A 10,732-nucleotide genomic window follows, 5' to 3' on the forward strand; every position below is an offset into this window, starting at 1 on the left:
CGGTCCTACGAATGCCGTACGGGGCCGCCCCGCGCCGGGATTCATTCCCCTGTTGCGCGGAGCGAGCCCATGGATCGGCTCGTCAGCTTTGCGTCGGCACGGACGGGGCGCCGCTGCCCGTGCCAGGCTCCAGGGCGTCAAGCGCCCTGCGCAAACCCGTGAGTTTGCGTTCGAGATGCGCCGCGGTCGCCACCGCGGCAGCGTCCGCCGATTCGTCGTCCAGCTGCTTGGACAGAGCCTCGGCCTGCTCCTCGACCGCGGCCAGCCGCGCGGACAGCTCGGCGAGAAGTCCGGCGGGCTCCTTGCTGTCACCGCCCGCGGACTTGCCGTTGCCCTCCAACTGGAGCCGCAACAGGGCGGCCTGCTCACGCAGCTGGCAGTTCTTCATGTAGAGCTCGACGAACACCGAGACCTTCGCGCGCAGCACCCACGGGTCGAACGGCTTGGAGATGTAGTCCACGGCACCGGCCGCGTATCCCCGGAACGTGTGATGCGGACCGTGGTTGATGGCGGTCAGGAAGATGATCGGAATATCTCTGGTCCGCTCCCGTCGCTTGATGTGCGCGGCGGTTTCGAAACCGTCCATTCCTGGCATCTGGACGTCCAGCAGAATGACCGCGAAATCGTCCGTCAGCAGTGCCTTGAGCGCTTCCTCCCCGGACGATGCCCTGACCAGCGTCTGATCGAGCGCAGAGAGGATGGCCTCCAGCGCCAGCAGATTCTCCGGCCGGTCATCGACCAGGAGGATCTTGGCCTTCTGCACCATGGCCCGCCCTCCTCGCCCCGGCTTGGGGCCTCCCCTGTCCTCAGGACTCGGAGCGGCACCTTCCGGCGCCGCCCCAGGGGACGACTCCCTTGCGCCGCCCGTCCTTGTGCCGGTCATCGTAGCCGCACCCCGCCCATCGCCACACCCTGTCACCGCGATGTCACTGTGCACGTAGCAGAAACGCGGCAGGGGATCAGAAGGTTCCCCGTACACCGCACTTCTACACGGGCCCGGCCACACTCAGTCAGCAACTCTTCGTGAACATTCGGAGTTCCCGTCACCGCCCGCGCATCCACTGCTGCATCACCGACAGCAGGTGATCGGGGTCGACCGGCTTGGTCACGTAGTCGGAGGCACCCGACTCGATGGCCTTCTCCCGGTCGCCCTTCATCGCCTTGGCCGTCAGCGCGATGATGGGCAGCCCCGCGAACTGCGGCATGCGCCTGATCGCCGTGGTCGTGGCATAACCATCCATCTCCGGCATCATGATGTCCATCAGGACGACCGCGACATCGTCGTGCTGCTCCAGGACCTCGATGCCCTCGCGCCCGTTCTCGGCGTAGAGCACCGACAGGCCGTGCTGCTCCAGGACGCTGGTGAGCGCGAAGACGTTGCGGATGTCGTCGTCGACGATGAGCACCTTCTCGCTGTCGAACCGCACGCCCTGCGCCGGCAGCGCTCCTTCCTGCGGCTCACCGGACCACTGCTGCTCCTGTCCCGCGCCGTGACGCGGCGCGCCCGCCGAGACCGCCCTGCGCCGGCGGCGGAAGAGCGCGGCCGGGCCGTTCTGGGTCTCCTGGTACGACTTCACCTCGGCGGGCGTCTCGATGTCCGGCGCGGCGGGCTGGGCCTCCGACGCCAGCAGCTCGTCGGCCTCCAGCGCGGGCGCGAGCTGCGCGTAGCCCTGCGGCGGCAGTTCGCTCGGGTGCAGCGGCAAATACAGGGTGAACGTCGAGCCGCGCCCGGGCTCGCTCTGGGCGTGGATCTCGCCGCCGAGCAGCCGGGCGATCTCCCGCGAGATGGACAGGCCCAGCCCCGTACCGCCGTACTTGCGGCTCGTGGTGCCGTCCGCCTGCTTGAACGCCTCGAAGATCACCCGCATCTTGCTGGCCGCGATACCGATGCCCGTGTCGGCCACCGAGAAGGCGATGAGGTCCGCGTCCGGGTCCCGCAGCGCACCGGCCTCCAGGAGCTGCTCCCGGATGGCCACCGGCACATCGCCGCCCGCCGGCCTGATGACCAGCTCCACCGCTCCCGTGTCGGTGAACTTCACCGCGTTGGACAGCAGGTTGCGCAGCACCTGCAGGAGGCGCTGCTCGTCGGTGTGCAGCGTGGCGGGCAGCTCGGGCGACACCCGTACGGAGAAGTCCAGGCCCTTCTCGGCGGTCAGCGGCCGGAAGGTGGCCTCCACGTAGTCGACGAGCTGGACGAGCGCGATACGCGTCGGGGAGACGTCCATCTTGCCCGCCTCGACCTTCGAGAGGTCGAGGATGTCGTTGATCAGCTGGAGCAGGTCGGATCCGGCGCCGTGGATGGTCTCGGCGAACTCGACCTGCTTCGGGGAGAGGTTCCCCTCGGCGTTGTCCGCGAGCAGCTTGGCCAGGATCAGCAGGGAGTTGAGCGGCGTGCGCAGCTCATGGGACATGTTGGCCAGGAACTCGCTCTTGTAGCGCATGGACACCGCGAGCTGCTCGGCGCGCTCCTCCAGTACCTGGCGCGCCTCCTCGATCTCGGTGTTCTTGACCTCGATGTCACGATTCTGCTGAGCCAGCAGCTCGGCCTTGTCCTCCAGTTCCGCGTTGGACGCCTGAAGGGCCCTCTGCCGGTTCTCCAGCTCGGCGGACCGTTCCCTCAGTTGCTCGGTCAGCTCCTGAGACTGCTTCAGCAGCACCTCGGTCTTCGTGTTCACCGAGATGGTGTTGACGCTGGTCGCGATCATCTCGGCGATCTGGCTGAGGAAGTCCCTCTGGATCTGCGTGAACCGTGTGAAGGAGGCCAGTTCGATGACGCCCAGCACCTTGCCCTCGAACAGCACCGGCAGCACGATCACCTGCGCGGGAGGCGCCTCCCCGAGCCCGGACGAAATCTTCAGATAGCCGCTGGGGGCGTCCTCCACCAGGATCGTGCGCCGCTCCTGCGCCGCCGTCCCGATCAGGGCCTCGCCCGGCTTGAACGACGTCGGCATGGAGCCCATCGAGTAGCCGTACGACCCCAGCATGCGCAGCTCGTACTGGTCGTCGTTCTCGGCGGCCGGATCCTTCCCGTCCACGAGCGACATCGCCAGGAAGAACGCGCCGTGCTGCGCGGACACCACCGGCGTCAGCTCGCTCATGATCAGCGAGGCCACGTCCTCGAGGTCACGGCGGCCCTGCATCAGGGCGGAGATCCGGGCCAGGTTGCCCTTGAGCCAGTCCTGCTCCTTGTTGGCGATCGTGGTGTCGCGCAGGTTGGCGATCATCTTGTTGATGTAGTCCTGAAGCTCCTGGATCTCGCCGGAGGCGTCCACGTCGATCTTCAGGTTGAGGTCACCGCGGGTCACGGCGGTCGCCACGCGCGCGATGGCACGCACCTGACGGGTCAGGTTCCCGGCCATCTCGTTCACCGACTCGGTCAGATCGCGCCAGGTGCCGTCGACGTCCCGGACCCGCGCCTGGCCGCCGAGCTGACCCTCGGTGCCCACCTCACGGGCCACCCTGGTGACCTCCTCGGCGAAGGAGGACAGCTGGTCCACCATCGTGTTGATGGTGGTCTTCAGCTCCAGGATCTCACCGCGCGCGTCGATGTCGATCTTCTTGGTCAGGTCACCCTTGGCGATGGCCGTGGTGACCATGGCGATGTTGCGGACCTGGCCGGTCAGGTTGGACGCCATCTGGTTCACGGACTCGGTGAGGTCCTTCCACGTGCCCGCCACACCCGGTACGTGCGCCTGACCGCCGAGGATGCCGTCCGTACCCACCTCGCGGGCCACCTTGGTGACCTGATCGGCGAATGAACTCAGCGTCTTCACCATCGTGTTGAACGTGTCGGCGAGCTGCGCGACCTCGCCGCGCGCCTCGATCGTCACCGTCCGCGTCAGATCGCCGTTGGCGACGGCCGCCGCCACCTGGGAGATGTTCCGCACCTGCATGGTCAGGTTGTTGGCCATCAGGTTGACGTTGTCGCTGAGGTCCTTCCAGATGCCCGTGACACCGGCGACATGCGCCTGGCCGCCGAGGATGCCCTCGGTGCCCACCTCACGGGCCACACGTGTCACCTGCTCCGCGAAGGACGAGAGCTGGTCCACCATCGTGTTGACGGTCGTGACCAGTTCGAGGATCTCGCCCTTGGCGTCGACGGTGATCTTCTTGGACAGGTCGCCCTTGGCGACCGCCGTCGTGACCTCGGCGATGTTGCGCACCTGGATGGTCAGGTTGTTCGCCATGAAGTTCACGGACTGCGTGAGGTCCTTCCAGGTGCCCGAGACCCCCTGCACCTCGGCCTGGCCGCCGAGGATGCCCTCGGTGCCCACCTCACGCGCCACCCGCGTCACCTGCTCGGCGAAGTTGGACAGCTGGTCCACCATCGTGTTGATGGTGTTCTTCAGCTCCAGGATCTCGCCCCGCGCGTCCACGTCGATCTTCTGCGACAGATCACCACGGGCCACCGCCGTCGCGACCTGCGCGATGTTGCGCACCTGGGTGGTGAGGTTGCCGGCCATGCCGTTCACGGAGTCCGTGAGGTCGCGCCACACCCCGGCCACGCCGGGCACCTGGGCCTGACCGCCGAGGCGGCCCTCCGTACCCACCTCACGCGCCACCCGCGTCACCTGCTCGGCGAACGCGGAGAGCTGGTCCACCAGGTTGTTGATGGTGTTCTTCAGCTCCAGGATCTCGCCCCGCGCGTCCACGTCGATCTTCTGCGACAGATCACCACGGGCCACCGCCGTCGTCACCTGCGCGATCTGCCTCACCTGCGAGGTGAGGTTGCCCGCCATGAAGTTGACGGAGTCGGTGAGTTCCTTCCAGGTGCCGCTGACGCCCGGCACCACGGCCTGCCCGCCCAGCCGGCCCTCCGTGCCCACGTCCCGGGCCATGCGCGTGACCTGGTCGGCGAACGAGGACAGCTGGTCCACCATCGTGTTCACGGTGTTCTTCAGCTGGAGCATCTCGCCGGAGACGTCCACGGTGACCTTCTGCGACAGGTCGCCGGTGGCCACCGCCGTCGTCACCTGCGCGATGTTGCGGACCTGACCCGTGAGGTTGCGGAACGCCGTGTTGACGGAGTCCGTGAGGTCCTTCCACGTTCCGGCCGCGCCCGTCACCTGCGCCTGTCCGCCCAGCTCACCCTCCACGCCGATCTCCCGCGCGACCCTGGTGACCTCGGCGCCGAAGGCGGAGAGCTGGTCCACCATCCCGTTGACGGTGTTCTTCAGCTCCAGCATCTCGCCGGCGACATCGACCGTGACCTTCTGCGACAGATCACCGCTGGCCACCGCCGTCGTCACGGCCGCGATGTCCCGCACCTGGGTCGTCAGGTTGCGGAAGACCGTGTTCACCGAATCGGTGAGGTCCTTCCACGTTCCCGCCGCGCCCGGCACGTTCGCCTGACCGCCGAGCCTTCCCTCGGCACCCACCTCGTTGGCCACCCGGGTGACCTCGTCGGCGAAGGTGCGCAGCGTCTCGGTCATCTGGTTGATCGTCTCGGCGAGCTGCGCGACCTCGCCACGTGCCGACACGGTGACCTTCTGCGACAGGTCACCGTTGGCGACCGCGGTCGTCACCTGCGCGATCCCGCGCACCTGGGCGGTCAGGTTGCCCGCCATCAGGTTCACCGAATCGGTGAGGTCCTTCCACACCCCCGCCACGCCCGGAACCTGCGCCTGGCCGCCCAGCTCGCCCTCAGTGCCCACCTCGCGGGCGACCCGGGTCACCTCGGACGAGAAGGAGGACAGCTGGTCCACCATCGTGTTGACGGTTTCCTTCAGCTCCAGCATCTCGCCGGCGACATGAACCGTGACCTTCCGGGACAGGTCACCCTTGGCGACCGCCGTGGTCACCAGCGCGATGTCGCGCACCTGCGCGGTCAGCCGGTACGCCATCGTATTGACCGAATCCGTGAGGTCCTTCCACGAACCCGACATACCGCGCACCCTGGCCTGACCGCCCAGCTTGCCCAGCGTGCCCACCTCGCTGGCCACACGCGTGACCTCGTCAGTGAAAGTCGACAGCTGGTCGACGAGGTTGTTGACCGTGCGCCCGACCTTCAGGAACTCCCCGCGCAGCGGATGCCCCGTCTCGTCCTGGCCCTGCGTCCGCAGCTCCATCCGCGGCGACAGATCGCCCTCCGCCACCGCCGACAGCACCCGGCTGACCTCGGAGACGGGGTGCACGAGATCGTCGACGAGAGCGTTCGAGGCGTCGATGGCGGCAGCCCAGGAGCCCTCGCACGCCCCCGCCTCCAGCCGCTCCGTGAGCTTCCCCTCGCGCCCGACCATGCGGCGCACCCGCGCCAGCTCCCCGGTCAGATGCAGATTCCGGTCCGCGACCTCGTTGAAGACCGCGGCGATCTCCGCCATCACTCCGTCACCGGAGACCGTCAGCCGCTTGCGGAAGTTCCCGTCCCGCATCGACTCCAGAGCCGCCAGCAGCCGGTTCAGGGCCGCCGTGTCCACCGCGGTGGTGCCTCGCGACTTGCGCTGGTTGCTCAGGGACTGTCCGCCTTTCGCGCGCGTCTTTGTTGCCCGCGTCGCTGCGCCAGACTCCACTGTGTCCCTCCCGCAGGGGTCGACCGTCACTGCTGTGCTCAGAGGTACTGCTCCACGTACCTGTTACTCATGCGTAGTGCTGCCCGGCCGAGCGGACGACACGCGCGTGCTCCCGCCCGGCGTGATGGACGACACTCTGCCCGGCTGTTCTTCCACTGTGAGCCTGCCCAGTGTTTCACCATGCCCGAACCCGGCCATAACAGTTCGGCAGCTTCGCACACGCTCCGCACACCCTGTGGACGTAAACACCCGCGACCGGCACCCGCATGGACGGCGAAGGTAAGTAACCTTGCATGCGGCTGTCCAGCCGCACCGGTCGGGCGTGGGCGGTGGCACGAGCACGAGCGGGCAGGCATCGGAGGGGCACCGCACCATGACCACCGGACTGCGTCCCGGGGGACCACCCCAGGATCCCCGGCACGAAGAAGACCGGCAACTGCCTCGGCAGGAGCGGGTCGGCCAGGGGGCCCCGCACGTCGAGAACCGGACGAGGAGTGCTGTGATCACCGCGCGCGCGGCAGCCAGCTTCGAGCCCGTCGGACGATCGGTCGCAACGGCCCGGTCCTTCGTGCGGGACACGCTCCAGGGGTGGGGCTTCGCCGACATCATCGACGACGCCGTGGTCCTCACCAGCGAACTGGTCACCAACGCGGTCGTCCACGCGGGCACCGCCGCTGACGTCCTGTGCCTGCGCAGCGACGACGGCGTACGCATCGAGGTCGCCGACCACTATCCGGAACGCGAAGTCCCGGTACAGACGAGCGCCGTCAGCATGGGCAGCCCCGACCGCGAGGGCGGGCGCGGCCTCCAGCTCTGCGCCGCCCTGGCCGGCCACTGGGGCGTCGAGTACACGCCCACGCACAAGCGGGTCTGGTTCCAGCTCGATCTCCCCGAGCGCCCCGTGGGCACCCGTGCCGCGGGCCCGGCCCTGCCCGCCGAGCTCCTCCCCCTCGCCGACGGACGCGTGCGCGTGGCGGTCATCCAGATCGACCGCAACGCCTCCGTCTCCGCCTGGAACGAGGACGCCGAGGAACTCTTCGGATACGCCGCCGACCAGGTCACCGGCAAGCCGCTCACCGACCTCGCGGCCTGGCCCCAGACCCCGGGCACGGGCACCGGCATCGCCGAGGCCCTCCGGCTGTCCCGCTGGGAGGGCAGCTACGGCATCCGCTGCGCCGACGGCCGCGTGTCCCCCGTCTACGCCTCTCACCTGCGCGTACGGGACACGGCGGGCGAACCGTCCACGGTGTGCCTGCTCGTACGCGACCATGAGCGCGCCGTCCTGCAGACCCCCCTGCGCACGGGGTCCGCCGACACGGCCACGGCCCAGGAGGGCCAGGCGGCCGACCCCTTCGAGGTCTTCATCGGCTCCCCCGCCCCCGACGATCTCGACGGCCTGCTCCAACGCACGGTGGAACGCGCCCGGGACATGCTCGACGGTGACGCGGCCTTCCTGCTCCTGGCCACCGACGACGAGACGGAACTGGAGGTACGCGCCTCCACCGGCCTGCCCTCCGCCCGCCAGCGCTTCGCCCGTGTCCCGGTCGAGGCCGGCCCCGGCCGCTACGGCTCGGCCCGCATGCCCGCCGTCCACGACGACCTCTCGGCCGTACCCGGCGCGGTGCCCCTGCTGTCCGGCACGGGCATGCGCTCGGTCGTGACGGTCCCGCTGAAGGTGGAGGGCCGCCTCACCGGCTCCCTCGGCGTCGCCGCCGAAGCGCCCACCCGCTACTCCAACGAGGAGGCGCTGCGCCTCCAGTTCGCCGCGGACCGTATCGCCCTCGCCGTTGAGTCGGCCCGCCTGGGCGAGCTGGAGCGGCTGCGCCGCGGCTCGCTGAGCTTCCTGGTCGAGGCGTCCGACCTCCTCGCGGGCACCCTGGACCGCGACCAGACACTGGCGCTCATGGCCCAGATGACGATCCCGACCCTCGCGACCTGGTGCGCCGTGTACACCATCGCGGACCAGGCCTCCGAACCGTACCTCTCGTACGTCCTGCACGAGGACGAGGAACGCATCGACGGCCTCAAGGCGCTCCTGTCGAAGATCCCCCCGCCGGAACCGATCCCCACACCGGGCGCCCGCGTCTGGACACAGCCCGCGGAGGCGGCACACCGCGCCGCTCTGCGCACCTCCATGCGCAGCCTCGGCCTGGGCGAGCCCCCGGCCCTCAGCTCCGGTATCGGCACGACACTGGCGACCGCGTCGGCCGTCGGCGGCGAGACCGTCGTACTCCCGCTCGTGGCCCGCAACCGCGTGATCGGCATGCTCACCCTGGGCAAACCGACGGACGAGCACTTCCGCCAGGAAATCCTCGAACTGGCCGAGGACTTGAGCCGACGGGCCGCTCTGGCCCTGGACAACGCGCGGCTGTACTCGGAGCGCACGGCCATCAGCCAGTCCCTCCAGCGCAGCCTGCTCCCCCCGGAACTCCCCATGGTCGAGGGCGTCGAGGTCGACGTCATCTACCGGGCGGCCGGTGAGGGCAACGAGGTCGGCGGCGACTTCTACGACCTCTTCCCGATCCGCGACGGAGCGTACGGCTTCGCCATCGGCGACGTCTGCGGTACGGGTCCCGAGGCCGCGGCGGTCACGGGCCTGGCCCGCCACGCCCTGCGTCTGCTGGCCCGGGAGGGCTTCGGCGGCCCGGCGGTCCTGGAACGCCTCAACTCCGCCATCCTCGACGAGGGAGCGCGCAGTCGCTTCCTCACGCTCCTCTACGGCGAGTTGTGGCCGCAGGAGGACGGCAGCGCGGTCCTGAAGGTGGTCTGCGCCGGCCATCCGCTCCCGCTCCGGCTCCGCCAGGACGGCACGGTGGAGCCGGCGGCGGAACCGCAGCCGCTCCTCGGCGTGATGGAGGACCTGGAGCTGTACGAGCAGACGGTGACACTCGACCCGGGCGACGTGCTGCTGTGCGTCACGGACGGGGTCACCGAACGCCGCGAGGGCACGCGCATGTTGGGAGACGACGGCCTCGCGGACGTCCTGACGACGTGTACGGGCCTCACGGCGGGCGCCGTGGCGGCCCGCATCATGCGTGCGGTCGAACGCTTCGCTTCCGACGCTCCGTCCGACGACATGGCCATTCTCGCGATGCGCGTGCCGGGCCTTCTCAAGGACTGAGCCGCCCGAAGGGCCGATCCTTCCCAGGGATTGAACAGAAAAGGCCTCGCCCATCAGGGCGAGGCCTTTTTGCATGGAGCCCCCAAACGGAATCGAACCGTTGACCTTCTCCTTACCATGGAGACGCTCTGCCGACTGAGCTATAGGGGCCTGTCACCTTTTCGAGGTATCCCTCGCGGCAACGGAGTAGATCATACCCCGAACTGGAGTGTGCTCCCAACCACGAGGTCCGGTTCAAAAGGCAGGCTGGAGCAGTCCGCCCAGCGCATTGCAGGCGGAGACAATCCTGTTCATCTCACGCCTCGTCAGCGCAGCATCCACCGGCAGGGAAAGCGTCTCGTCGGCGGCGCGCTCGGTCTCGGGCAGGAACACATCGCGCCTGAAACCCGGCATCCGATGCACAGGCGTCTTGACCGGGACCCGGCACTCGACTCCCCTGGCCCTCACCGCCCGTGCGAACGCATCACGGTCCGGCCGGCCGTTACCCGGTACCCGCACCACGTACTGCTGATAGGTGTGTCCGCCGCCGCCCTCGGGCGTACGAACCCCCCGCAGCCGCCGGTCGAGGTAGGCGGCGCGCTCACGGCGCTGCGCCACCTCGGCGTACGGCGTCTCGGACTCGCCCTGTTCCAGCACCAGAAGATCGTGCCGCTGCCCGATCTCATGGAGCCCCGCGATGTCGGCCGGCCGGCCGAAGCGGTGGACGACGACGATCGCGACGGTCCCCGGACCCACGGCGGCCTCCACAGCCGCCGGATCGAGGCAGTACGTCGCCGGGTCTATGTCGGCGAAGACCGGCATCGCGCCGGTCAGGGTGACGGCCTCGGCAACCTCGATGTTCCCGAAGGCGGGCACGATGACCTCGTCACCGATGCCGACGCCCGCGGCCTTGAGCATTCCAGCAGTACCCATGGCCGGGATGCTCGTCCGGCAAAGTGAACGCAAAGTGACGCTCAACACAAAAGAGCTGGTCCCCGAACCGAAGTTCGGGGACCAGCTCTGAATAATTGTTCGGCGGCGTCCTACTCTCCCACAGGGTCCCCCCTGCAGTACCATCGGCGCTGTGAGGCTTAGCTTCCGGGTTCGGTATGTAACCGGGCGT

The 10,732-nt window shown here is 68.8% G+C and carries 4 protein-coding genes, 1 tRNA gene and 1 rRNA gene; 1 reads left to right on the forward strand and 5 read right to left on the reverse strand.

The genetic code is table 11. The annotated features are described in order from the left end of the window. Positions 1-82 precede the first annotated feature (82 nt). Both ABZ845_RS29985 and ABZ845_RS29990 read right to left on the reverse strand, forming a co-directional pair. Positions 83-766, reverse strand: a complete 684-nt coding sequence (locus tag ABZ845_RS29985) for a response regulator (protein WP_360985987.1) — start codon at positions 764-766, stop codon at positions 83-85. 277 nt (positions 767-1,043) lie between these two features. Next, positions 1,044-6,509: a HAMP domain-containing protein gene (locus tag ABZ845_RS29990; RefSeq protein ID WP_360985990.1), complete on the reverse strand. Its 5,466-nt coding sequence runs from the start codon at positions 6,507-6,509 to the stop codon at positions 1,044-1,046. A gap of 373 nt (positions 6,510-6,882) precedes the next feature. Here ABZ845_RS29990 and ABZ845_RS29995 point away from each other — a divergent pair, with 373 nt between their 5' ends. After that, positions 6,883-9,630, forward strand: coding sequence for a SpoIIE family protein phosphatase (locus ABZ845_RS29995; RefSeq protein ID WP_360985993.1), 2,748 nt, complete (start codon positions 6,883-6,885; stop codon positions 9,628-9,630). A gap of 74 nt (positions 9,631-9,704) precedes the next feature. Here ABZ845_RS29995 and ABZ845_RS30000 read toward each other — a convergent pair. The 3 genes from ABZ845_RS30000 to rrf all read right to left on the reverse strand — a co-directional run. After that, a tRNA-Thr gene (locus ABZ845_RS30000) sits at positions 9,705-9,780 on the reverse strand. A gap of 84 nt (positions 9,781-9,864) precedes the next feature. Continuing rightward, the gene (locus ABZ845_RS30005) at positions 9,865-10,527 is read right to left on the reverse strand and encodes a DegT/DnrJ/EryC1/StrS family aminotransferase (RefSeq protein WP_360985996.1); all 663 of its coding nucleotides are present in this window, start codon (positions 10,525-10,527) and stop codon (positions 9,865-9,867) included. 112 nt (positions 10,528-10,639) lie between these two features. Next, positions 10,640-10,732, reverse strand: a 5S ribosomal RNA gene (rrf, locus tag ABZ845_RS30010); the annotation flags it as partial.

Origin of the sequence: Streptomyces sp. NPDC047022, assembly GCF_040644155.1 — a bacterium.
Lineage (GTDB): Bacteria > Actinomycetota > Actinomycetes > Streptomycetales > Streptomycetaceae > Streptomyces.